This window comes from Xanthocytophaga agilis (genome assembly GCF_030068605.1).
GTDB classification, from domain to species: Bacteria; Bacteroidota; Bacteroidia; order Cytophagales; family 172606-1; genus Xanthocytophaga; species Xanthocytophaga agilis.
In genome coordinates, this window is record NZ_JASJOU010000002.1 from 816,382 (window position 1) to 841,935 (window position 25,554).

Below are 25,554 nucleotides of genomic sequence, written 5' to 3' on the forward strand. Positions count from 1 at the left end.
AAAGTCAAGAAATAACCAGACCTTACAAAAATAACAAAAATCACTGATTATCAATCATTTAAAACAGAAAAATATTCTTGTTCGGTATCGTTAAACATAGCCTTATTTTTTGTATTTTTAAAGTATATAATTCAATCAGCAAACGTTTAAACACTTATTATCTATATGCCTCATTACCATACCAATACAACCGCTATTCGTAAATACAAATCTGACTATTATGGACTGATGGTCTATGAAGCCCGCCTGAATCATGAACTATTCCGGATGGAGCAACGCATCTTAGCCATTCAGGAAGATGAGGAACACTCTCTTGCTAATCAAACCCTTCTAACTACCTTACTGGCACACGCAACACAGCAAAAGGCAGAACTGGAAGCTCAGCCTACCTCCAAAGACCGCGACAAGCAACTCAAAAAAGCGGAAAAAGAGTATAAAGAGATCAATGCGAAATACAAACGCAATGAATACCACCTCGCTGTGCTGGACAAGAAAAAAGATAAGGACAATGCAGCTAAATATGTTCTCAAAGAACTGAAGCGCGATGAAGTACGCATTCGTATCAAAACAGCTTATGATATTTGGAAAAAACTTGAGCAGGAAGAACAATACGAGTTTATGGATTTTGAACTGTTCAAGGCTTTACACTTTGTAAAACAATCAAAGCAAGCTGCTACCCAGACTACAACTAACACCCAATCAGATCAGTCTTCCGAAAAACCCCTTTCAGTGGCGGGTATCAAACCCTTTATACCTGAGAAAGCGCCACGAGTTATGTTGTTTGATTATTTAAATAGGAATCAAATTATGTTTTATTCAAAGTCAAGATTTATTAATTCCAGAGCCATAGAGAAGGAATTTTCTAAAAACTATAGTCATTCTACTATTTATTTAAAAGCTTTTTAGATTTGACTCTCGTTTTCAGGAAAGGTTCTTATATATCCTTTATCATCATATGAAATAAGATCTTGAGCAAGAAAAGAGTAGCTTTCATCAATAAATTCGATAAAAGAACAATTTCGCAAGATTCTTTCTCCTTTCTGTTCTATATATTTTCCATAATCTACAAGTATATCTTCTGGATTGGGATAATATATGCCTAGTGCAGCATAAGTAGAGACATAAGTTACTTTTATAACATCTACCTCTATAGCTAAACCTTCCTGCACTATTTCCTTCTTTAGAATAGAAGCTACCCACTTCAAAATAAGGATCTGCAGTTCTACTCCAATACATTTGCCCAGTATCTTGTCAAAAGCAAGTATTTCAACAATCTGATAACTTCTCATACAACAAGTAAAAAATAATATAAAGTACGAGTTAGGTCTTTCTGTCCTTGATAATTGAGCCAAACCCACATAAAAGATTGTAATTAAACAACAAAAGCCTGGAAGATCCAGGCTTTTATCAAAAACTAAATCAGGAACTTAGTTTCCAAATATATCTTTCATACGTTCCTGCATCAATCCTGGATCACTTAATGCATCGATTCCAACCATGACGATAATAAAAATAAAATACAACAACGATAAAGAAGAAAGAACTACACCTATAATGGCGCAGATTCGCCCTGCATTTAGATTGTTATAGGAACTTAGAGTATACATGTCAGGATTACTTCTATAACGAGCCATATCTGACTTGGCTAATATAAGCGTTGTAATACCCAAACCTAGCCCAAAAATCCCATAACAACAACAAAGAACAATAGAGAGAATACCTAATACAAGTACGATAGTAGCATTTGGTAAGGGTTGTTGGAATCCCATACCACCTTGATTGAATGTAGGGTCTTGTTGCATAAATTAAAATAATTGATGATTTTTTATTTTTAAGATGTAACTGCTAATAATAATCAGAAAAACAATACCAGACAAAATCTTTACAATCCAGATTCCATACCGGAAATTAATCCGGCTGTTTACAAAAATAAACCCGATCAATAAGAGCATAGGCAATGTAGCTGGATACATATGCCATGATTCTTTGAAATCACCACGTAATAGAGCAACAATAGAACGCTGTAATCCACAACCCGGACAATCAATCAGAAATACTTTCTTAAAAGGACATGTCAGCAAATGATGACTTATCCACTCAACAATATCCTGATAGGAAGTAAGAAGGATTGTGGCTCCTAACCCATTAAGATACCTGAACATACTTACAAAAGACGATTTGTACTATCTCTATATACAGTAAAGGCATTTTTTACAGTGTAAAAAATGTCTTTCTACTTACTTCTATCAATAAGCCCGTGCAAACAAAACACGTCTGGAAGAAGGTTTTCCTGTTACGATACACTTGCCTTCTTCTGCGGGAGAATCCAATGGAATACAACGGATGGTAGCTTTGGTCTCTTCCTTGATACGTTCTTCCGTTTCAGAAGTGCCATCCCAGTGAGCCAGAACAAATCCTGGTTTCTCGTCCAATATTTGCTTAAACTCTTCATATGTTTCTACCTTAGTAGTATTGGCAGTCCGGAAAGATTGTGCTTTCTGATAAATGTTTTGCTGAATATCTGTCAGCAATCCTTCAATCTGGCTGGCAAGATTTTCCATAGAATAGACTTTCTTCTCCTTAGTATCCCGACGAGCCACTTCAGCTGTACCATTTTCCAGATCACGAGGACCAATAGCAACCCGTACAGGTACACCTTTCAGTTCATACTCAGCAAATTTCCATCCAGGCGAATTTCCATCACGGTTATCAAACTTCACACTGATTCCCTTGGATTTTAACTCTTTTAATAGAGGCTGAATCTTTTCAGTAATGGTGGCTAGTTGTTCTGCCCCTTTAAATATAGGCACAATCACTACCTGGATAGGAGCCAGTTTTGGAGGTAATACCAGACCTTCATCATCTGAGTGTGCCATAATCAAAGCACCCATCAAACGTGTACTCACACCCCAGGAAGTTCCCCAAACATAATCCAGCTTTCCTTCTTTGCTCGTATACTGCACATCAAATGCTTTGGCAAAGTTTTGTCCCAGGAAGTGAGAAGTACCTGCCTGCAAGGCTTTTCCATCCTGCATCAGTGCTTCAATACAATACGTATCTTCTGCCCCTGCAAAACGTTCGTTGGCTGTTTTTACACCACGTACCACAGGTAAAGCCATCCATTCTTCGGCAAATGTAGCATATACTTCCAGCATCTGTTTGGTTTCGGCAACAGCCTCATCTGCAGTAGCATGTGCAGTATGTCCCTCCTGCCATAGAAATTCAGTTGTACGCAAAAACAAGCGGGTACGCATTTCCCAGCGAACTACGTTAGCCCACTGATTTACCAGAACAGGAAGGTCACGATAGCTTTGTATCCAGTTTTTGTAGGTACTCCAGATTACAGTTTCTGACGTTGGACGCACAATCAGTTCTTCTGTCAACTTTGCCTCCGGATCTACAATTACGCCACTGCCGTCTGGTGCATTTTTTAAACGATAGTGTGTAACCACCGCACATTCTTTTGCGAATCCTTCTACGTGGCTAGCTTCCTTACTCAGGAACGATTTGGGTATAAATAACGGAAAGTACGCATTGGTATGTCCTGTTTCTTTAAACATATCATCCAATGCCCTTTGCATTTTTTCCCAGATAGTATATCCATAGGGCTTAATCACCATACATCCGCGCACAGGTGAGTTTTCGGCAAGGTCAGCCTTTTGAACCAGTTCATTGTACCAGGCTGAATAGTCTTCGCTTCGTTTTGGCAATCCTTTACTCATGAATTCAACAAAAAAGTTAATGAATAATATAGGTTAGGTTATATATATTGTAAAGCACTCACATTTATAATTCCCTGATAATCAAAATCTATTAAATTAGATTATTTGAATACATATAGCTTGTTTCTGTATAGTCTTTCTTTAAAATCGTATTTTTTATAAAAAATGTTAAAAATTGTTAATTATGGCACGATTTTTAATACTTATATAACTCGTAATAAGAATACGAAAATGCGTATTTAATTACATTTTAATTTACTTTTATCCCGAAAAACTTATAAATTTCAAGACATAAACTTTTTTTACCGGATACTATGTTCTACAAAATAGATAAGCAAACGGCAAAGATAGGTTTTTGTGAGAAATGCTTGAGATCTAAATGAATTAGTTTTACATCCAACAGATAAATTTATGAAGACGTACCCATTTAAATCAGTAGTTTTTGCGGCTATGATAGGCTTGGGAGGGTTCATGTCGTGTACACAATCACAATATGCCCAAAAAGGCGATAGTGATGATCTATATTATTCTTCAAAGGATAAACCTGTTACCCGATACGCCTCTTCAACTGAAGTTGCCCCAAATACATCCGGAAATTCAAAAAATCAAAAAAATCTTAATCCGGATTATCTGACGCAATATAGCCAGCAGTCACAGCAATATAGTGGCAATAACCAAAGACAAGTTCAGGATACAACAGGAGATACCTATTACGATCCGAATTACCAGGATAGTGATCTGATCACAGCAGATAATACTACATTAGGTCGCCGTCGCACTACCAGTTATGGTTATAACAGTGTATACCCTAGCTATAGTAACTATTACGCTAACAACTATTATGGTAATTCCTGGTATGATCCTTACTATGGTTCTAACTGGGGATATCCTTATTATAGCTCAGGGTGGGGATATAGTCCATGGGCTTCATCCTGGTGGGGACCTGGTGTGAGTATAAGCATTGGATGGGGCAGACCTTACTGGGGATGGGGTGGATACTATTCTCGTGGATGGGGATATGACCCTTACTGGTATGGATATAGCCCTTATTATTCTTACTGGGGTAATCCTTACGCCTACTATGGATATGGTTACTATGGTGGATATTACAATAATTATTATAATTACTATGGTTCACGTACTAATGTAGTATGGGGTCGTTCAAATGGTACTGGTTATACAGGAGGTCGCTCAGAAAATACTATCTATAAGAATTATGGAGCCAGAGGCAGCAGAAGCTCTGCGACTGTAAACGAAAACTTTGTAAATGGTTCAGGAGGTAGAGGTGGTCGAATGGGTTCTGCGGATAACTCAGGAAGCTCTTCATCAGGTGGTCGTATAAGCAGAGGTAGTGCAGATAATAATACCGCTGTAACTCCTAGAGGCAACTGGGGCTCAAATTCCAACAATGGTTTTTCTTCTGGAAGAACTGTAAGTAATGGTGTTACATCTGATACTCGTGCTATAAGACCTCGTGGTACTGACTACAGCAACAACAGTGGTAACGATTTTAATTATCGCCGTAGTGACTACAGCAGTGTTGGTGGCAGAAACAGTGGTTATTCAAATAGCAATTACTCAAATGATGGTTATTCTAATTCTGGTAGCCAACCTGTAACTCCACGTTCTAATCGTAGTGAATGGGGTGGAGGTCGTACCAATAACAGCTCATACTCCAATAATTCTAATAGTAACCGCTCTTCTAATTCAGGAAGCAGTTGGGGCGGTCGTAGCAGCAGTGGAAGCAGCAACAGTGGAAGCTGGAATAATTCTAATAACAACCGTTCTTCTAACTCAGGCAGTAGCTGGGGAGGTGGTAATAGTGGCGGAGGTAGTTGGGGTGGCGGTCGTAGCAGTAGCGGTGGCAACAGTGGTGGTGGTGGAGGTAGCTGGGGTGGCGGAGGTGGAAGCCGTAGTAGCGGAAGCTCTTCTGGCGGACACTCATCAGGCGGCAGATCACCAAGATAACATATAGTCATTCAGAGACATTCATATAGTGAGTATAGGTTTTATCTTCCAAAAGATACTATTTTTAAGGCCTATTTAATCCCAGACTCAGTATGAATGTCTCTTTTTTCTCCTTACCATTCAATCATTTAACTAGTACAACTGTGAAATTCCGACATATTTTTGTTGGCCTGGGCTTACTTTTTCCCATACTAACAGTAAAAGCGCAATATGTGAACGATGCTCTTCGCTTTTCTCAGACTACTCTAAACGGCTCGGCTCGTTTTCAAAGCATGGGAGGTGTGAATACAGCGTTAGGAGCTGATATTACTTCTGCATCTAATAACCCTGCGGGTTTGGGTTTCTATCGCAAATCCGAATGGAGCATCACCCCTTCTCTGACGTTTACCAATAATGATGCTACCATGTTAGGTAGAGGGCTTTCCGATGGCAAAACGTATTTCAGTGTTCCTAATTTTGGTATAGTATTCTCTAATGCCAAACCTGAGAATAGCTCTGGAGCCTGGCGTGGAGGAAGCTGGGGTATTAGCTACAATCAATTGAATAACTATAATAATCAAATTTCTTTTCAGGGTAATACTAATGAAGCAAACTCACTTGTCAGCTATTTACGCTTGCTTACAGATAACCTGAATGTATCCAGTGATCAGTTAGCAGTTAATTCTGATCAGATTGGATTCAACGTTGGCTATAATGAAATGTTGGCCCAACTAGCCTATAGTGGATATCTTATTGATCCCTATGATGGTGATGGAGATGACAAACAAGATTATTTTCAGTATTGGCGCTGGCGTAGCAATCTAAGTGCAAATGCGACAGAAAACTCCGATGGAACATTGACTGAAGATGCATCTTCGGTGAGACCCAATGGTACTATTTCTACTTCCGGGAATAATAATCAGTGGAGTTTTAGCTATGGTGGCAATTACAATGATAAACTATATATTGGTGCCAATATTGGTATAGCAAGCATAAAATACAATAGCCGGATAGATTATACAGAGGTAGTAGAACAATCAACTTATAATTTCATTGATAACTATACTTTGAGTGATAATCTTAAGGTATCAGGAACAGGATTTAATGCAACATTAGGACTAATCTATCGCCCTAATGATATTATTCGTATTGGTTGGTCGTTTACATCACCAACCATTTACAACCTGAATGAGACTTCCTATACTACACTGGTTTCTAATTTCAAAAGACCTAATGACTATAATCTTGATCAATCTAGTGCTTCTCAACGGTCCGTTGATAATGAATTTGATTACAGACTTACCACACCGTTGCGGACATCTATCGGTGCAGCCATCTTTATTGGTAAACATGGATTCGTATCTGGCGACATTGAGTATCAGCCTTATAGAGCTACCCGTCTGAATGGAGATTTTGGTACTGCGGCCAGTGGTATTAGCCAGTCAGTGGAATACAACAATGAGATTCGTAGTATATACCGCAATCTATTCAACTTCCGGGCTGGCGGTGAATATCGAATATCTATATTCAGGGTACGTGCAGGATTGATGTTCCAGGATGATCCCTTTACCCAATCAACTGATGATCTGAAACGTACACAGATGGCTTATACAGGTGGGCTAGGAATTAAAGTCAACAAATTCTTTGCAGACTTTGCATTGGCCTATCGAACATCCAAACAAGCATATACTCCCTATACAGATGCCCCCTCTGCCATAATAAAGAACCAATTTACATCTGCAGTGATTACAATAGGCTCTAGCTTCTAAAACCGTATTTCTTCAATAAAAAACAAAAAATCCTTCTGTTGCCAGAGGGATTTTTCTTTTCAACCCAATTATTTAAACAGTTCTGGTAATCTCTCTTTTAGCTGTGAAGCAACAAAAGAAGGTTTTGTCTCATGTGGGAGAAACCGAAATTGCGACTTTTCATAATGTGGTAAACGATTGGTCTGCATCGTTTCAAGACTACTCCGCAGTTCTTGTACTGATTTATTTGCAAACAAAGGACGCTTTTGCGTAGCATCTTCGTTAATGGTCAGGCGTTTTACTAATTCCTCAGTAGACACATCCAGAAAAATTGTGATGCCATTTGCATTCATCCACTCCATGTTATCAAAAAAACAAGGAGTTCCCCCTCCTGTTGCTATCACAGATCTTTGTAATTGAATGGTCTTCTTTAAGCACTCACTTTCAGCTTGTCGAAAATACAATTCACCTTTCTGCGCAAATATTTCAGTAACAGGCATCTTCTCTTGCTCAGCTAATACAATATCCAAATCTGTAAACGAGAAACCCAGCGTTTTTGCCAATCGTTTACCCAATGTTGTTTTCCCGGAACCGGGCATACCAATTAAATAAATATTCATACAAATGAAAAAAATAATAAATTTGCAAGCTTTGCTTAGTTCATTACTATAAGTCCGGGAATCTACCTGATCATTTGCTTCAGGTAGCATAGCTTATAACATTTTACAAATATTGTCGTAATTCTACAGTAAAAACAATTCAGCTGTAAGCATTTTGTAAAAGTACTATCTATTTGATATAAAGTGGAAATTCGAGTTACACACGACGGGTCTCATACTCTCTATAGTCCTCTGCTGAATGAAAACTATCATTCTATTCATGGGGCTATGGATGAATCTATACATGTGTTTATAGAAGCCGGGCTGAAACCCGTTTTACAGGAGAAAAAGGGAATATATCTACTGGAAATTGGCTTTGGCACAGGACTCAATGCATGGCTCAGTATCTGCAATGTACAACGTTATTTTCCGGATCATCTGGTGAGTTATGTTGCACTGGAACCCTACCCCGTTCCTGCTGAGATTATCAGTCAGTTAAACTATACACATGTTTCCAGCACTTTTGCCTCAATGGATTCCTTGTACTCTCAGTTGCACGAAGTGCCTTGGGAAAAAGAATCCAAAATACTAAAAGATCAGTTTCATTTACGAAAATTTCCGGTTACACTTGCAGATTTCAAACCTTATTGGCTGTTTGATCTGATTTACTATGATGCCTTTGCCCCCAGCAAACAACCTGAAATGTGGGAAAAAGCCCTCTTTCAAAAAATATATGATATTACGGTTCCGGGTGGTATGTTGGTTACTTACTGTGCAAAGGGACAATTCAAACGTGATCTGAAAGAAGTTGGCTGGGAAGTAGAATCATTGCCGGGACCAATGGGAAAAAGGGAAATGACACGTGCCGTAAAACCCATTACAGCACCTTGGTAGAATAACTTTTATGAGCTATTGTCCGTAAACCCCTCCCAATGGGGTTTTATTTTATCCAACATACTCTTAATACAATACTATTTTTTGAATACTATTTCTGCAAGGGCCTCGTTTGCTTTATACTCTATGAGAAACTTTTCCATTCTTTTTTTGCTTTTGGTTACCGGAACTTTACTGATTGCAGCCTGTAATACGGACAAAAAATCCAATCGTCAGTCTACCTCAGAAACTGTGCTTGCTAAAGCAGGTAACGACATTCTCTACTTATCGGAGTTGTCGGACATCATTCCTGATGGGCTTTCACAACCAGATAGTACTGCATTTGTAAAGCGCTATGCAGAAAGTTGGGTAAGGAAGCGCCTTCTAATGGATCAAGCCACTCGCGAAACAGAGGGAGATGCAGAAGAGATTGATAGGAAAGTAGCCGATTACAGAGACTATCTGATACTTCAGGCTTTTGAGAAGCAATATGTTGACCGTCATATAGACACCACTGTTAGTACTGCCGAAATACAGGACTATTATAAAAATAATCCAGAGAACTTTACCTTGCAGCAAAGTATTGTCAAAGCCTGGCTGGTAGTAGCCCCAAAAACTACCCCTGGCCTGGATCGTGCCAGGAGCTGGATACGTTCCAATAAACCCAATGACCGCAAAGAACTACAGTCATTCGCCTATCGATTTGCTAATTTCTATCATCTGGAAGATACCAAATGGACTATTTTTAACGATTTGATCCGTAACACGCCTTTTGCAGACGACAAGAACAATGTGGCTTTGTTAAAAAATAATCATTTTGCAGAAACTTCCGATCAACAAAATGTATATTTGTTGGCTATTAAAGAAGTACGGCTTTCATCCCAACCTGCACCTCTTGCTTTTATCACCCCTCAAATCCACGAAATACTCATTAATCGCAGGAAGGTAAAGATGTTGCATGAACTGGAAAACAAGATTTATGAGGAAGCAAAGAATAAGAAGGAGTTTGAAATAAAAATCCAATAGGTGTTAAAGATTGTTAAATCATACAATAAAAGCAGAAATTCCTTTTCTTTTGTAGACTGGTCCATTTCCGAAGATCCTATTTATATGTATATGTTTTCAAAAATGAAGTATTTATATTGTCTTGGTTGCTTGCTGGCAATTTTGTTTGCAGGCATCTGTAGTACAACTGCCAATGCTCAGGGTAAATCAGTTGACCGCATTGCAGCTAAGGTTGATAACTACATTGTATTACAATCAGAAATCGAAGGATATAAGGCAGAAGCCTCTGCTGCTGGCAAAAATATGGAAGAATGTCAGATCCTTCAGCAGTTATTGCTGCAAAAGTTACTGGCAGCCAAAGCTGAAATTGACTCTGTAGAAGTAGAAGATAAAGATGTGGAATCTACATTAGACCGGAGAATGGAATATATGATCCGGAATCAGTTTGGTTCAGCAGAAAAGCTAATTGAGGCTTATGGAAAAACGCCAGAAGCATTGAAGGCTGAATTAAGGCCACAGATCAAGGAGCAACTGATGGTGCAGAAGATGCAGGAAAAAATCACAGAAAAAATCAAAGTAACTCCTAGTGAAGTAAAGCGTTTCTATAATAATCTGCCACAGGATAGTATCCCCTATTTTTCTACTGAAGTAGAAGTAGCTCAGATTGTTAAACTGGCATCTGTAAGTAAGGAAGAGAAAAATACAATCAAAACACGCCTGAACCAGATCCGTAAAAAAATTGTAGATGGTGGTGAAGATTTTGCGTCTCTGGCCCGCACAAACTCAGTAGATGGTTCAGCAGCTGATGGAGGAGACCTGGGTTGGGCTAAGCGGGGTATGATGGTACCTGAATTTGAAGGAACTGCTATGAAGCTCAAAAAAGGAGAAGTATCTCAGGTAGTAGAAACAGAATTTGGGTTTCACCTGATTCAGTTGATTGACAGAAAAGGAGAAGAGTATCGTGCACGCCATATTCTGATACGTCCCAACTATTCAGATGCAGATATGAATGTACCTGCTCAGTATCTGGATAGCCTTCGCACACTGATATTGGCTGACAGTATGAAGTTTGAATATGCAGCAAAACAATATTCAGATGATAAAGGCACAAAAGGTAATGGAGGTGTAATTTCTGATCCGAACAGCCGTAGCTCTAAAATCTTCATGGAAGCTCTTGATCCAGGTTTATACTTTGCCATAGATACTATGCAGGTAGGCAACATCAGCAAGCCACTTCAGTATCGTACAGATGATGGAAAAAATGCCCTGCGTATCATTTATTTCCGGAAAAAGATAGCTCCACATACCGCAACAATTGAAGATGACTGGGATAAGATAGCTGCGGCAGCACTGAATGAGAAGAAATCCAAAGCACTGAATGAGTGGTTTAAGAAATCAAAGGACGAGGTATTTATTAATGTCCATGAAGATTTGAAAGACTGTGATGTGCTAAAAGGAAAACAGTAAAGTCAGAATATCTATTTAGCACCCTTGTATAAAATAAAAAACTACAAAAGTGTTCTCAGCTTTTGTAGTTTTTTGTTTTTAAGAAAAATATCTATTTTAGACCGAAACAATTTTTACTACTTTGTGAACTTAATAAACTATTCACACAGGTAATCATATTTCTGACATTCTTGTAAAACATAATAGATTTTATAATCAAACTTTTTAACTATCGTGCAATATACTTCTGATGTAGATGCGGCGCGTGCTTTGCAAGAAGCCTACAGCCGGTTAAAAACCGAAATTTCCAAAGTAGTTATTGGTCAGGATGAAGTAGTGAGATTATTGCTCACAGCCATTTTTTGTCAGGGACACTGTCTGCTGGTAGGAGTGCCGGGACTGGCCAAAACGTTATTGATTCAAACTTTATCCTCTGCTCTGGACCTTAATTTTAATCGTATTCAATTTACCCCTGACCTGATGCCTTCTGATATTCTGGGTTCAGAAACACTGGATCAGGAACGGCACTTCAAATTTATTCAGGGACCTATCTTTGCCAATATCATCCTGGCAGATGAGATTAACCGGACTCCTCCTAAAACGCAATCAGCCTTACTGGAAGCTATGCAGGAATATGCGGTAACCATAGCTGGAAAAAAATATCCGCTGGAAAAACCTTTCTTTGTACTGGCAACCCAGAACCCGATTGAACAGGAAGGTACCTATCCCCTACCTGAAGCACAGTTGGACCGCTTTATGTTCAATGTAAAGCTGGATTATCCTAAATACCAGTCAGAAGTTGAGATTGTAAAAAATACTACTTCATCCAGTTCACAAACAATCTCTCATGTAATCAGTGGGGAGGAAATTAAGTATTTTCAGACATTGGTACGTAAAGTACCTGTAACAGATAATGTAGTGGAATATGCCGTAAAGCTGGTGCACAAAACTCGTCCACAAACAGAACTGGCATCTAATGAAGCCAATCAGTATCTGGAATGGGGCGCAGGTCCTCGAGCTTCACAGTTTTTGGTGCTGGGAGCCAAATGTAATGCACTATTTATGGGTAAATATTCACCGGATATCGAAGACGTTCAGGCAGTTGCTATTCCAATTCTTCGTCACCGTGTGGTACGTAACTTCAAAGCTGAGGCTGAAAACGTAACGGTAGATGATATCATCCGGAAACTGCTGTAAGCGTTTACTAGTATATAGGTTATATTTTGCACCAGGTAATGAAACTACCTGGTGTTTTTTTATCTATCTGAAGTTCAGATATTCAATTAACCGCGTAAAAAACACCACAAGACTAGTAATACTTTCCCCAGAGCCTATACTTCAAATAGCCACTATCTGTTAATCTAACGCGTTTTTGTCAACAGGCATGCTATTGTCACAGAATACTATAAAACCAACAGAGAGTAAGCTCTTTACTAATATGATACATCCTGAAAATCAAAAAAAACAAGAACCTGCAGAAGCAGAAAGAGATGATCATTTGAAACATAGTAGTCAACAGATCACGAATCAGAAGCAGAAACCGGAATCAGACCCTAATAGAAAAGAGGATGATTTGGAAAGTGGTGATAATGTGGCTCAACGCGAAACCGATGCCATGGACGAGACCACAGCCCAAGGGAAACGGTCTATTAGTGATGATGGTTTCTAACAAGAAAGACAGGTGAGAGCCTGTCTTTCTTGTTGTCTGCATTTAATCTATTCATTCAGTAAATCAGGGCGCCGGGTGCGAGTGCGCTGTAGTGCTTGTTCATAACGCCAGTCATTGATTTTGGCTTCATGACCGGAAAGCAATACTTCTGGAACAACCCATCCCTCAAAATCTGCCGGGCGTGTATAGATAGGTGGTGCCAACATATCATCCTGAAAAGAATCTGTCAGTGCAGATGTTTCATCAGAAAGCACACCAGGAATCAACCGGATAACAGAATCAGAGATCACCGCTGCTGCCAGCTCTCCTCCCGATAAAACATAGTCCCCAATACTGATTTCCTGAGTTACAAAATGTTCCCGTACACGTTCGTCTACTCCTTTGTAGTGTCCACACAAAATCAATAAGTTCTCTTTCAGCGACAACCGATTGGCGATTCGCTGATTCAAACGCTCTCCATCAGGAGTTACATAGATGATTTCGTCATATGTTCTATCTTTTTGTAACGAACGGATACAGTTTGCGATAGGCTCAATCATTAACACCATTCCGGCTCCACCACCAAAGGCATAGTCATCTACCTGTTTGTGTTTATAGGTAGTATAATCCCGCAGATCGTGCACGTTTACGGAAACCAGTTCTTTATCCTGTGCCCTTTTCAGAATAGAAGCAGCAAAAAAGCTGTCGAGCAATTGAGGCAAACAGGTAATAATATCAATACGCATATATTCTTAATTAACAAAACCAGAAGTTAGTATCACTCATTCTATTTACTCCTCTTCATCATCTGGATTTTCTTCTCCTTCGCTCAAAAAGACTTCCAGTAGTCCTTCCGGCAGAGAGACATAGACAATCTTCTGTTCATGATCAGCCTTTTTCACAATCTCATCGTTCACAGGAATCAGAACCTCTTTTCCCTGATACTTCATAGCCAGCAAATCATGGCCTGGCATATCATAGATAGCATCTACTTGCCCTAAATCGCCTTTAGTTTCATCTACAATCGTATATCCCATTACCTGATGATAATAAAACTGATCGTCTTCCAGATCAGGCAGGTTATCCAAAGGCAGAAACAATTTATTTCCAATCAGAGCTTTTGCCGCATCTATCGTATTTACATCTTCCAGTTTTACAATAGCCCTGTTTCCCTGCAGGTTATAGGACTCCATAAAATACGGCACCAACTGTCCTTTTATCTGAATAAAAAACGAATCCATCTCTTCATACTCATCCGGATCATCTACATCCAACATTATTACCAGTTCGCCTTTTAATCCATGGGTTTTGGCAACATATCCTAATTCAAAGCAATCACGTATTTGCATGCGTACTTCTTTTATTTTGACGTTTTATTTTTTCGATTTTACTAAACACAACATATACCAGCAGAGGTAGAAATCCTATTTTATAACGGGTCAAAGCTCCAAAGTTGGGGGAAGCAAAAGCCATTATTACAGCCAGCGTTATACTATACCACCAAATACTTTGTATGATTAACTGATAGAGAACCGATTCCGGTTCTTTATTTTCTTTTTTCCAAGTCCAGAAAAGGGTTAAGAAGTACCCTATACAGCCAAGCAATAATACACTATTTTCCAGACTCACACTCAAAACCAGACCAGTATGTGCCTGCCACGGCATAGGAGCAAACAAACCAGACCACAAAGCTAACGGAAAATGCTGCAAAAAACTTGTAATAACAGGTTGCAAGCCTGAAAAAATAATAAAAGTGCCTGGACTGGAAGCTCGGACTGTGGCATCATGGTTTTGCACAATGGATTCCAATAGAGATTGTCCTGTCAAAAAAGTATAGATTAAGGGCACCAGATTAAAGATTCCTGTAAAACACAGAAAGTAAATGCTCTTTCGAATTCTGGAACTGGTTGTTTTCAAAGCAGAACAAATACACACTGTACTACCCAGGGCTAGAAGAGCAATCAGAAGTATAGCTGCATAATAGAACTTAATCTGCCACAAAACAAAGAATGAAATTCCAAACCAACATATATATTGTATCCGAAGGTTTTTTAGTAGTTCTTTCCATTTTAGATTTCCAGAATCTGATGTGTATAGAATATGTAAGACAACTCCCACGATACAACAGATACAAACTACTGCAAGGAATTCTTTTAATACCCCACTACTCCAGAATACAACAGAGGGAAACAAAAAGAAAGCAATACAGGCACTCAGCCGGGTATCCGGAAAATAACGAACCAATTGGTTAGCCAGCTTCCATAATCCATAAAAGCTCAACAGCGAACAATAGATTCCGGTAATCCAATAATTGCGAAACGTGAAAAGAATTATCAGACTTATAAGTTTCGACATAAAAAAGGCTCTTGGCTGCTCTATGGCTAAATCCAGAAACACATAATGTTGTGTAAATGCAGTATTTTTGAGGAACAACACACGCACATAGTCCAAAGGGCTTTGAAAGGCAAGCTTATTTAGCAAAATTGATTCCTCAAACAGCACCCACGTATCTCCCTGATAAGGATAGTAGTAAAGATAAAGAAGTCCTAACCCACATCCTGCTAGTAACTTTATACATACAGCAGGCCAGAACCATTGTTTCAAAGGTGCATCTACCTGATATTTATACCACTGAATGAGCAAATAGGCTACCAATGGCAGATGGATCAGAAAAGGGATCAGTTGTTTAATTATGATAAATGACAAGGGAATGAATTAATGTATAGGGTTTATTGTTGCTTTACAAGGAGTTAAAATTAGTATCCTCTTCACGGAAGGACAAATTCTTTGTAAAAGATTCTGCGTATAGACACAGAAAAGAATTTACTTCCTGCAAATCTTGGTGTAATTTTGCAAGTATGGAAATAGAAACAGCAAAGCCTGTGGTACAGGTTGTGAAAAAAGATATTCGGAAACTGGCCTTGTCAGACATTAAAACTTTTCTGACTTCTCAGGGAGAGCAGGGATTTCGTGCCAAACAAATTTATGAATGGCTATGGAAGAAGTCTGCTACCCGTTTTGATCAGATGACAAACTTGTCTGTACCCTTGCGCAATTTGCTTAATGAGCATTTTGTAATCAATTCTATTTCTGTTGATAAAAAACAGGTTAGCAGTGATCAGACTATCAAATCAGCATTTCGCCTGTATGATAGTCATCTGGTTGAAGGGGTACTGATCCCAGCAGATGATCGTATGACAGCCTGTGTGTCCAGCCAGGTGGGTTGTTCACTGACCTGCAAGTTTTGCGCTACTGGCTATATGGATCGCAAACGAAATCTGGATGCAGCGGAAATTTATGATCAGGTAGTAGCCATACGCAATCAGGCAGAAGAACATTACCAGACTCCACTGACCAATATTGTGTATATGGGTATGGGTGAACCGCTGCTCAATTATGCCAATGTGATGGAATCTATTGAAAGAATCACATCTCCGGATGGATTAAACATGTCACCCAAGCGCATCACTGTTTCCACAGCAGGTATTGCGAAAATGATTAAGAAACTGGGCGATGACGAAGTAAAATTCCGTCTGGCATTGTCACTACATGCAGCCAATGATGTCAAGCGCGACCAGATTATGCCTATCAATGAAAGTAATACACTGGAGGCACTAAAAGAAGCCCTGATGTACTTTTATAAAAAGACGGGAACCCGCGTAACCTATGAATACATTGTATTCCATAACTTCAATGATTCACTTCAGGACGCCAGAGAATTATACGAATTTACCAAACACACCCCTTGCAAGGTAAATATCATTGAATATAACCCTATTGCAGAAGCTAACTATGTGAATGCGGAAGGTGATAAGATTGCTCAGTTTGGTAAGTTCTTAGAAGATAAAGGTGTAGTGGTTAATATTCGTCGGAGTCGTGGCAAAGACATTGATGCGGCCTGTGGTCAATTAGCAGGGAAGGATAAGCAGGTAGCTTAGTCGATAATCCAGATTGTAATGTGTTTGTTTATTATCCTTTTCTTTTAATGGCTTTTGATTACTTCTTCCATCTTCTGTTATAAGTTTATAGCCCAGAACATTATTCTTCTTGTGACCTCGCATTGTTTTGCTTGTCAGAAAAAGTGCATAAAAGGACACCTAATACTCTTTGGAATAGAATAACACAAAGAACTTTAGGTGCTGTCAACTTAAGAAAATACCCGGAAATACCTTCATTGAAAGAAACACTCCTCTGTCCTTCTGGAAGAATCTTGTGGCAAGGTTAGCGGCCTTTACTTTTGGAGTGTTTTCTTTTCTAAACAAGCATGGCTCTATTTGTCAAAAGTTTCTTTCAGAAGGACAGCAAAGGGAGGAAAACACCTGAAAGAAGCATAAGCTACTTTATCCTCCACTTAGAATAACCCAAAGAGATATAACTGAGATTACCAGCCATAGAATTATACCTAGCGTCAGTGGCTTCCAACCAATTTGTTTCATATCCTGTAAGGATATTCCTGCTCCAATCAGAAATAAGGCGGCAGTTAAACCAGCTTTGGCAGTTGAGGTTATAGTATGACTATATGAATGTATTTGAGGCAAATAACTATTTAGTAACATCATTCCTATAAACCCTCCAATAAACCAAGGTATTGTAATCTTCTTTTCTTTATTGTGAAATACCAAGCTACTAATCAGGGCAACAGGTACAATCCACAAAGCTCTGGCTAGTTTTACAGTTGTGGCAACCTGTAAGGCTTCTGTTCCGAAGTTACTGGCTGCACCTACCACTGAACTGGTATCATGAATGGCAATAGCTGCCCATAAACCAAACTGGTGTTGTGACATATGTAACGTATGACCAACTATCGGGAATAACACCAATGCTACTGCATTAAGCAGAAAGACAGTACCCAAAGCAACTGAAACTTCTCTCTCGGATGCATTGACCACAGGTGCAATAGCTGCAATCGCACTCCCACCACAGATAGCAGTACCTGAAGCAACCAGATGGGATGTCTTACGGGTCAGATGCAAAGCTGTTCCAAGTACTAATCCCAGCACAAGTGTCAAGATTATAGAGAATAGGGTTAGTCCCAAGCCTTCATGGGTATTTTCAATAACAGAAGACACATTTACTCCTAAGCCCAGTCCCACAACTGAGAGTTTAAGCAAGCTCTGTGACCAGGAATGAGTATAACGAGCAAAAGGATTTCCAAAGAAATGAGTTAACAGAAACCCTGTACACAAAGCAACCGGAGGGGTGACTACAGGTAATAGACAACATCCAAAAAGAACAAAAAACAGAAACTTGCGATAAGGATCAAAAAGATGACTAATCATATTGTAATAGACTTGATTTGTTGTACAAACCTAGTTTATTACCTGACGTCCGGCCAATCACAATGTCTTATCCACTATTACTTTTGGTTATGGCAAAACGTTATATCATCAATCTTTCTTGTCAGCAAGGCATACTCTTTTAGAGCTGTAGAATAAATTATGTTGACGCAATAAAACAAATTGATAGGGAAACCTCGTTATAATACATATATTTATAGGCTCAGAATCCGTACAGAGAGAAAAGTATTAACTTCGAATGAAAACAAACAAATTTTTGCGCATTTGCATCATTGTATTGCTGGTAGTGATTAATGTTGGCTGTGATCAGGTTTCCAAATCCATTGTGAGAAAGAATATTGATGCGTATGAACATATTGAACTGATCGATGATAATCTGATTCTTACTAAAGTTGAAAATACAGGAGCATTTCTAAGTGCAGGTGGTACATTACCCGAACCCATCCGCAATGTATTGCTATCACTAGTACCGGCATTGGTTCTGGCGGGAGCTTTAAGCTATGCTTTTTTTAATCAATCTCTTAAGACCAGTACCTTAATCGGTCTTTGTTTTATCATTGGTGGTGGCATAGGCAATGTATTTGATCGTATCAAGTACGGTTCTGTCACTGACTTTCTGCATATTCAGTTGGGTTGGTTTGAAACAGGTATCTTCAACATGGCAGATGTATCCATTATGATTGGGTTTGGTTTGTTGTTATTGCAATACTTCCGAAAATCAGAGATCCCACAGGAGAATTAATCAAAGCAATTTTCTTTACTGTTATATACTCACTCCTATATTCATACAACTATAGGAATAAATGTATTTTACTTTTTTCCTATAGGCATATTTTTTTTACATATTCTGGTAGCATAATCTATTCTCACTACTCAAATGCCAGCTACTAAAGAATATCCCTTCTATCTGAAGACGACAGTTATCCTTTTCGGAATCATCCTTTTTTCCTATATCCTGTTTACTATTCGGGATATACTTATTCCACTGGCATTTGCTGTGGTTATATCTATTTTGCTCAATCCGGTATATATCCGGTTTCGCCGATGGAAAACACCACCTGTTGTAGCCATTACCCTGACTTTACTCCTTGCCATACTGGTGTTGGGAGGTATTCTGTTCTTTTTGGGTACTCAACTCTCTCTCTTCAGTGATACCTTCCCTATGCTGAAACAAAAACTAATGCAGATCATTACAGAATCTCAACACTGGCTACAGGAACGGTTTAATATCTCTGCAAAAAAACAGGCCGAATACCTGAACAAAGGTGTAGAGGGTGGAACTGCTATGGTTGGACATACATTGGGAACAGCAATCGGTATGCTGGGTATATTTTTTCTGATTCCTGTGTATGTATTTCTGCTTCTCTACTACAAGTCTCTGATCTTGAATTTTATTTATGAGGTATTTGCAGAAGAAAACTCCAACCATGTAGGAGAGATTCTGAATCAGACCAAAACAGCCATACAAAGCTATATGGTTGGCCTTATGCTGGAGATGGTTATAGTAGCTGTCATGAACTCCGTTGCCCTGCTCCTGTTAGGTGTCGACTATGCTATTTTACTAGGTGTAATAGGTGCAATACTCAATCTGATTCCATACATCGGTGGTATTATTGCCATTGCGTTGCCAGTTCTGATGGCTACTGTAACTAAAGATGGGTATACTACCCAGCTGGGTATACTGGCAGCTTATGCATTGATTCAATTTATTGACAATAACATTCTGGTTCCACGTATTGTATCCTCCAAAGTAGAAATTAATGCACTAGTTTCAATCATTGTCGTTTTGTTAGGTGGAGCAGTATGGGGAGTGTCCGGTATGTTTCTTTCTATTCCTCTGGTGGCGATTCTCAAAATCATTTTTGACCGGATTCCAGATCTCAAGCCTTGGGGTAAATTGCTGGGAGATGACATTCCGAATAGACACAAAGGACAACTCTGGAAGCGAAAACGTTAGACATCCCATATAATTGTCATGTATAAGTTTACAGTAAACTTGAGTTTTTAAAAGATCATCGTTTATTTGTATTGCTGATTACAGACTTATCACTTCAACCCACAATTCATGCGCATTCCTTTCACCCAACTGGAAAAAGAGTTTAAAAGAGTATTACTCAAACTAGACTTTCCAGAAGAACGAGCAGCTTTCTGTGCACATATCTTTGCTTCCAACAGCCGTGATGGCGTGTATTCTCACGGACTAAACCGGTTTCCCACATTTGTGGAATTTGTGAAAGAAGGTCTGGTAAACCCCAGTGCAGAACCAGAAAGGATTCAACAATTTGGCGTAACGGAAACCTGGAATGGTCATCGGGCACCAGGTATGTACAATGCCTCAATGGCAATGGATAGGGCTATTGCACTTGCTAAGGAATATGGTATTGGTTGTGTAGCTTTACAAAATACCAGCCACTGGATGCGTGGGGGTACGTATGGATGGCAGGCAGCAGATGCCGGATGTGTTGGAATTTGCTTTACCAATGCATTGGCTAGTATGGCTGCCTGGGGTGGCATTGAACCGACATTGGGTAATAATCCATTGGTTATTGCGGTACCTCGTGAAGAAGGTCATATTGTACTGGATATGGCGATGTCTCAGTTTTCGTATGGCAAGATGCAAGAATATCAGCTGGACAATAAGCAACTTCCGTTTCCGGGCGGCTATGATGATGAGGGTAAACTAAGTTATGATCCGGCTGTTATACGCAAAAACAAACGGGGTCTGCCGATTGGGTTCTGGAAAGGAAGTGGACTGGCGATGATATTAGACATTTTGCTGGTAGCATTGAGTGGTGGACGATCTACCGCAAAAATTACAGCAGATGGAAAAGAGTTTGGTGTATCTCAATGTTTTATTGCCATTCATCGTCCGGATTTGCATGCGAGCCTTATAGAAGAAGTCCTGAAATATGTCAAAAGTAGTACACCCGCAGACCCAACAAAACCAATTGCCTATCCGGGCGAAAATACACTGAAAACAAGAATACAAAGTGAACGGGAGGGGGTACTGGTTAATGAAGAAATGTGGGAGAAACTACAGAACATGTAACTACTCTTTTACATCAGATAAATCATGGCGGTCAAATCCGCCTTTTTCTTCTAAAAGTCTGGATATTTCACGAGTCAGCTTATCCAACTCTTCAGTAGATGTTACCAGATGGTCAATCAATTGATTAAAACCGGTTGAGTCATCTTCGAAAGGCATAATATTCAGCAAGCCCTGAAGACGACTCACATACAACCGCAATTTATGGGAATTGATAAAAGCATATTCCCGAAGTTGTTCATTCTGTTTTTGTAAATCCTGCGTTCTGCGAATGACCAGTTCTTCCAGGTTCTGATTTACAGAATAAAGAGTATCGTTCAACAGTTTAAGCTCTTTCTTCTGCTCTTCAATCTCCTCATTTCTCTTGCCTAGCAATTGGATCAATCGCTGATGTCGTTGTTTCTGATAATAAAACAAAATAGCTAACGAAGCAAGCAAGATGCTGATTAACCCAAAAATGGTAAGTTGCAGATGACGTTCCTTAGTTAAATGTGCAATGTGCTCTTCTTTTTGTGCTACCTCATATCGGGTTGAAATGTCGGCAATAGTTTGTGTTTGGTTATCTGAAAATAAAGTATCAGTGGCCTCTACCTGCAAACTACGATAATAAAAAGCCTGCTTATAATCATCAATTGCCGCATATAATTCAGAAAGAGTCAGAGAAGCTTCCTTGATTCGAATCCATTGTTTGTATTGTTGGGCAATCTGCAAACTTCGTAAAGAAAGGGCTATTGCTTTGTGGTATTCTTTCTTTCTCTGATAACAAATGGCGATATTATTGAGTGTTGTAGGAAACAACTCTGTTTTATTCAGCCTTTCTTTCTCTGCCAGCGCCTTTTCCAAATAGATAAGTGCATTGTCTGATTCATTGATCAACACATAAGAATAACCTATGTTGTTAAGCAACCGTATTATCTCCTCTGTATCATGTAGTGATTCACTTACTTCTAAAGCTTGCTGATAGGCATGTAAAGCCTGAGGGTATTCCTTTTTGTTAAAGTAAATGCCCCCCATACTATGAAGTGCATAGGCATACTCTTTAAAATAACTAAGTTTCTGAGCGAGATTGGCTGCTTTCTGATAACAAGCAATACTCTTATCAAACATACGTTGTTTTTCCAGTATACGGCCAATATTCATATTGCTCACCATACTACCTCTGGGGTATTGATTCACTTCAGACATAAGCAATGCCTGCTGGCTATATTCCATGGCTTTTGCATCATCAAAACTCAGATAGACTTTACCTATATTGTTTAACACTTTGATATAGGTTGTATCACCTGCTCTACTAGTTTCCAGGACACTTCTGAGACTATCTATTTTCTTTTGAGGAGCACTTGCAGCATGGCGAGTCTGTGCCATAAGAGGCAGAATACCAAAAAGCCATACTATGTATAAAAAGAGTTTCTTCATCTTCCCGATATCAGGATTCATTCTGAGGATATCAGAGGAATTTTGCTACTATTACCTATTTTTCTTAACCGTAGTTGCCAGAATACAAAAAACTAAATGGTAAAAAGGGACTAATTTTCCATATTAACAAGAAACGTCCATTTTTTTCAAACACGCCCGTATAGAGACATTTTACTATCTCATATCAGAAACTCGTTTTCAGTTAATTAGCTTACTCTATTAAATAACTAGACTTTAGTTAGTAGGAAGAAAGAATCCTGTTCCAAAACGTTGGGCTTCCGTATATTTTTCTCTATTTTGCTTCCTTCCCTACCACAATCAAACCTTATCCAATGTATATGAAGAAGATTTATCTGTTTTGCCTGCTTTTAGGCCCAATGCTGTCATTTGCACAAAGCAAAAGCATTTATGGTTACACACCACAATCTGCCTCGGCAGAATTAAAATGGGAGGAACAATTTGACGGCTATCTTAAAGCATCTAATCTGGATAGCTGGATGAAAAGACTGGCAGGCCGTCCACATCATCTGGGGTCTGCTTACGGAAAAGCAAACGCAGAATTTATGCGTGACCTATTTAAAAGCTGGGGATTTGATGCTGAGATCGAAACTTATCAGGTCTTATTTCCAACGCCCAAGATTCGGGTACTGGAAATGACGTCTCCGCAAAAATTCAAGGCCAAACTATCTGAACCTGCCTTGAAAGAGGATGCTACTTCCAGTCAAACCAGCGAGCAGCTACCTGTATACAACTGCTGGTCACCGGATGGTGAAGTAACGGCCGAACTGGTATTTGTGAACTATGGTGTACCAGATGACTATGAACAACTTGAACGACTGGGAATAGATGTAAAAGGAAAAATTGTTATTGCCAAATATGGAGGCTCCTGGCGTGGTATCAAACCTAAAGTTGCTCAGGAGCATGGAGCTATCGGATGTATCATTTATTCTGATCCAAAAGAAGATGGTTATTTTCAGGGTGATGTATATCCTAAAGGACCATTCCGTAGTGCAGCAGGAGCACAACGGGGTTCTGTAGAAGATATGCCTATCTATCCGGGAGATCCTCTGACTCCTGGGTATGGCGCTACTCCGGATGCCAAACGAATTGATCGCAACGAAGCAGCCAATCTGCTTAAGATCCCTGTTCTCCCTATTTCCTATGGGGATGCCCAACCGTTGCTGGCAGCTTTAACAGGTCCTGTAGCCCCTGAAAAATGGAGAGGTGCATTGCCTATTACCTATCATATAGGTCCAGGTCCTGCCAAAGTACATCTAAAACTTTCGTTCGACTGGAAACTTGTTCCTTGCTACAATGTGATTGCGAAATTGAAAGGCAGCGAATTTCCTGATCAATGGGTGATCAGAGGTAATCACCATGATGCGTGGGTGAATGGAGCAGACGACCCAATCAGTGGCATGGTAGCCGTACTTGAAGAAGCCCGGGCTGTAGGCGAACTGGTAAAGGCTGGCTGGAAGTCCAAAAGAACACTGGTATACTGTGCCTGGGATGGTGAAGAACCCTCACTAATTGGTTCTACTGAATGGGCAGAGCATCATGCAGCAGAGCTTCAGCAAAAAGCGGTAGCCTATATCAACTCAGATGGCAATGGCAGAGGCTTTCTGTTTGCTGGTGGATCACATTCACTGGAAACGCTTGTCAGTGAAATTGCCCGTGATGTTACAGATCCTCAAACAGGAATCAGTATTCTGGAACGCAGCAAATCACTTCAACTTACTCACGCAGCTACTACAAAAAACAAAAAAGAGCTGTTAGCCAAAAAGAACTTAACCATAGGCGCACTAGGATCAGGTTCGGACTATACACCTTTTATTCAACATTTGGGTATTCCGTCACTTAACCTTGGTTTTGGAGGGGAAAGCGAAAGTGGTGACTATCATTCTATCTATGATTCGTATGATATGTACAAACGATTTAAAGATCCAAAGTTTGACTATGGCATCGCCCTTGTTAAAGCGGGTGGCAGGGCTACACTACGACTTGCCAATGCAGACATTCTTCCTTTTGATTTTAAATCCTTCCATAAAACAGTAAATACCTATCTGGGAGAGGTGACTACATTGCTGGAAACATTGCGGGAGTCAACAGATGTTGAGAATCAGTTGATCACAGAGAAACGCTATGTATATGCTGCTGATCCAACAGAAAAGTACATTCCTCCCACAGCTAAGTCGGTAGTACCTTATCTGAATTTTGCCAGTCTTCAGAATGCAGTGGCTGGGTTGGAAAAAGCAGCCAGCCAATACAGTGATGTACAAGCTGCTAGTATCAAAGCAGGTACCAACTGGACTCAGCTAAATCCCTCGTTGTATCGCGCAGAACAGAAATTATTATCAGACAAAGGCTTACCTCGCCGTCCCTGGTATAAACATACAATTTATGCTCCTGGTTTCTATACCGGATATGGTGTAAAGACACTTCCAGGTGTACGAGAAGCGATTGAACAACGCAACTGGGAAGAAGCACAGGAACAGATTGAAATTGCAGCTAAATCCATTCAGGCTTATACAGAGGCTATTAATGCGGTCTCCTCTCAAGTGAATCCTGCTGGTGTAAGTGGTGGTAAGTAATAGACATATATGAGTCATCCCGAAATTTGGATGAAAGGAAAACCCAAGCCTATGTTTTTGAAAATAGGCTTGGGTTTATTTTTCAGAAAGCTCTCTTCCAGAGTTTTATTATTGTTCCTTACTTCACTCTTCTTGTGGCTCCTTCATTTTTTGCTTGCCCAAAAAACAGGGCACCAAATGAGAATTTGGTGAGCCAGATTTGTGCGTGAGCAAAAA

The 25,554-nt window shown here is 39.5% G+C and carries 23 protein-coding genes; 13 read left to right on the top strand and 10 right to left on the bottom strand.

Translation table 11 applies throughout. The features are described 5' to 3' along the window. The first annotated feature begins 165 nt into the window (after nucleotides 1–165). The gene (locus QNI22_RS10260) at nucleotides 166–906 is read left to right on the top strand and encodes a hypothetical protein (RefSeq protein ID WP_314510538.1); all 741 of its coding nucleotides are present in this window, start codon (nucleotides 166–168) and stop codon (nucleotides 904–906) included. Here the strand turns inward: QNI22_RS10260 and QNI22_RS10265 are convergent. The 4 genes from QNI22_RS10265 to proS all read right to left on the bottom strand — a co-directional run bounded on the left by QNI22_RS10265 (nucleotide 903) and on the right by proS (nucleotide 3,722). Next, on the bottom strand, nucleotides 903–1,289 hold the full coding sequence (locus tag QNI22_RS10265; RefSeq protein ID WP_314510539.1) for a hypothetical protein: 387 nt from the start codon (nucleotides 1,287–1,289) through the stop codon (nucleotides 903–905). The genes QNI22_RS10260 and QNI22_RS10265 overlap by 4 nt on opposite strands. Before the next feature lie 138 nt (nucleotides 1,290–1,427). Beyond that, complete coding sequence (locus QNI22_RS10270; protein WP_314510540.1) at nucleotides 1,428–1,802, bottom strand: CCC motif membrane protein; 375 nt, start codon at nucleotides 1,800–1,802, stop codon at nucleotides 1,428–1,430. A gap of 3 nt (nucleotides 1,803–1,805) precedes the next feature. Continuing rightward, nucleotides 1,806–2,162 (bottom strand): DUF2752 domain-containing protein, encoded by a 357-nt coding sequence (locus QNI22_RS10275; protein WP_314510541.1) that lies wholly within the window; start codon nucleotides 2,160–2,162, stop codon nucleotides 1,806–1,808. 84 nt (nucleotides 2,163–2,246) lie between these two features. Then, complete coding sequence (proS, locus tag QNI22_RS10280) at nucleotides 2,247–3,722, bottom strand: proline--tRNA ligase (RefSeq protein ID WP_314510542.1); 1,476 nt, start codon at nucleotides 3,720–3,722, stop codon at nucleotides 2,247–2,249. Between the two features lie 411 nt (nucleotides 3,723–4,133). Here proS and QNI22_RS10285 point away from each other — a divergent pair, with 411 nt between their 5' ends. Further along, nucleotides 4,134–5,690, top strand: coding sequence for a hypothetical protein (locus tag QNI22_RS10285; RefSeq protein ID WP_314510543.1), 1,557 nt, complete (start codon nucleotides 4,134–4,136; stop codon nucleotides 5,688–5,690). Between the two features lie 143 nt (nucleotides 5,691–5,833). Continuing rightward, nucleotides 5,834–7,438: an OmpP1/FadL family transporter gene (locus QNI22_RS10290; RefSeq protein ID WP_314510544.1), complete on the top strand. Its 1,605-nt coding sequence runs from the start codon at nucleotides 5,834–5,836 to the stop codon at nucleotides 7,436–7,438. 68 nt (nucleotides 7,439–7,506) lie between these two features. Here QNI22_RS10290 and QNI22_RS10295 read toward each other — a convergent pair whose 3' ends face one another. Continuing rightward, the gene (locus tag QNI22_RS10295) at nucleotides 7,507–8,127 is read right to left on the bottom strand and encodes a shikimate kinase (RefSeq protein WP_314510545.1); all 621 of its coding nucleotides are present in this window, start codon (nucleotides 8,125–8,127) and stop codon (nucleotides 7,507–7,509) included. Nucleotides 8,128–8,220: 93 nt separating this feature from the next. Between QNI22_RS10295 and mnmC2 the strand changes: the two genes are divergently transcribed. The 5 genes from mnmC2 (at nucleotide 8,221) to QNI22_RS10320 (ending at nucleotide 13,009) form a co-directional block, all read left to right on the top strand. Next, nucleotides 8,221–8,910: a tRNA (5-methylaminomethyl-2-thiouridine)(34)-methyltransferase MnmC2 gene (mnmC2, locus tag QNI22_RS10300; RefSeq protein WP_314510546.1), complete on the top strand. Its 690-nt coding sequence runs from the start codon at nucleotides 8,221–8,223 to the stop codon at nucleotides 8,908–8,910. 126 nt (nucleotides 8,911–9,036) lie between these two features. Then, nucleotides 9,037–9,915 carry a hypothetical protein gene (locus QNI22_RS10305; RefSeq protein WP_314510547.1) on the top strand — a complete coding sequence of 293 codons (879 nt, stop codon included), beginning with the start codon at nucleotides 9,037–9,039 and terminating at the stop codon, nucleotides 9,913–9,915. Between the two features lie 102 nt (nucleotides 9,916–10,017). Then, on the top strand, nucleotides 10,018–11,361 hold the full coding sequence (locus QNI22_RS10310) for a peptidylprolyl isomerase (RefSeq protein ID WP_314510548.1): 1,344 nt from the start codon (nucleotides 10,018–10,020) through the stop codon (nucleotides 11,359–11,361). Nucleotides 11,362–11,574: 213 nt separating this feature from the next. Beyond that, nucleotides 11,575–12,537, top strand: a complete 963-nt coding sequence (locus tag QNI22_RS10315; protein WP_313975723.1) for an AAA family ATPase — start codon at nucleotides 11,575–11,577, stop codon at nucleotides 12,535–12,537. Nucleotides 12,538–12,778: 241 nt separating this feature from the next. Continuing rightward, on the top strand, nucleotides 12,779–13,009 hold the full coding sequence (locus tag QNI22_RS10320) for a hypothetical protein (protein ID WP_314510549.1): 231 nt from the start codon (nucleotides 12,779–12,781) through the stop codon (nucleotides 13,007–13,009). Nucleotides 13,010–13,056: 47 nt separating this feature from the next. Here QNI22_RS10320 and trmD read toward each other — a convergent pair whose 3' ends face one another. The 3 genes from trmD to QNI22_RS10335 are packed head-to-tail and all read right to left on the bottom strand — an operon-like array spanning nucleotide 13,057 to nucleotide 15,694. Then, nucleotides 13,057–13,734, bottom strand: a complete 678-nt coding sequence (gene trmD, locus QNI22_RS10325; protein WP_314510550.1) for a tRNA (guanosine(37)-N1)-methyltransferase TrmD — start codon at nucleotides 13,732–13,734, stop codon at nucleotides 13,057–13,059. A 45-nt stretch (nucleotides 13,735–13,779) separates the two neighbouring features. After that, nucleotides 13,780–14,337: a ribosome maturation factor RimM gene (gene rimM, locus QNI22_RS10330; protein ID WP_314510551.1), complete on the bottom strand. Its 558-nt coding sequence runs from the start codon at nucleotides 14,335–14,337 to the stop codon at nucleotides 13,780–13,782. Next, entirely contained in the window at nucleotides 14,324–15,694 is a 1,371-nt protein-coding gene (locus tag QNI22_RS10335; RefSeq protein WP_314510552.1) for a hypothetical protein, read from the bottom strand. Before QNI22_RS10335 ends, rimM begins: the two co-directional genes overlap by 14 nt. Nucleotides 15,695–15,846: 152 nt before the next feature. Between QNI22_RS10335 and rlmN the strand changes: the two genes are divergently transcribed. Next, entirely contained in the window at nucleotides 15,847–16,926 is a 1,080-nt protein-coding gene (rlmN, locus tag QNI22_RS10340) for a dual-specificity RNA methyltransferase RlmN (RefSeq protein WP_314510553.1), read from the top strand. Nucleotides 16,927–17,328: 402 nt separating this feature from the next. On the opposite strand, the gene QNI22_RS10345 is transcribed toward rlmN, so the two are convergent. Then, entirely contained in the window at nucleotides 17,329–18,267 is a 939-nt protein-coding gene (locus tag QNI22_RS10345) for a YeiH family protein (RefSeq protein WP_314510554.1), read from the bottom strand. A gap of 256 nt (nucleotides 18,268–18,523) precedes the next feature. Here QNI22_RS10345 and lspA point away from each other — a divergent pair, with 256 nt between their 5' ends. From lspA to yiaK, 3 genes are all read left to right on the top strand, one after another. Further along, nucleotides 18,524–19,027, top strand: a complete 504-nt coding sequence (gene lspA, locus QNI22_RS10350) for a signal peptidase II (RefSeq protein WP_314510555.1) — start codon at nucleotides 18,524–18,526, stop codon at nucleotides 19,025–19,027. Between the two features lie 135 nt (nucleotides 19,028–19,162). Beyond that, nucleotides 19,163–20,242 (top strand): AI-2E family transporter, encoded by a 1,080-nt coding sequence (locus tag QNI22_RS10355; RefSeq protein WP_314510556.1) that lies wholly within the window; start codon nucleotides 19,163–19,165, stop codon nucleotides 20,240–20,242. Nucleotides 20,243–20,350: 108 nt separating this feature from the next. Beyond that, nucleotides 20,351–21,334, top strand: coding sequence for a 3-dehydro-L-gulonate 2-dehydrogenase (gene yiaK / locus QNI22_RS10360; RefSeq protein WP_314510557.1), 984 nt, complete (start codon nucleotides 20,351–20,353; stop codon nucleotides 21,332–21,334). On the opposite strand, the gene QNI22_RS10365 is transcribed toward yiaK, so the two are convergent. Then, nucleotides 21,335–22,747: a tetratricopeptide repeat protein gene (locus QNI22_RS10365; protein ID WP_314510558.1), complete on the bottom strand. Its 1,413-nt coding sequence runs from the start codon at nucleotides 22,745–22,747 to the stop codon at nucleotides 21,335–21,337. Nucleotides 22,748–23,085: 338 nt separating this feature from the next. Here QNI22_RS10365 and QNI22_RS10370 point away from each other — a divergent pair, with 338 nt between their 5' ends. Continuing rightward, nucleotides 23,086–25,338, top strand: coding sequence for a transferrin receptor-like dimerization domain-containing protein (locus tag QNI22_RS10370; protein ID WP_314510559.1), 2,253 nt, complete (start codon nucleotides 23,086–23,088; stop codon nucleotides 25,336–25,338). The last annotated feature ends 216 nt before the right edge of the window (nucleotides 25,339–25,554 follow it).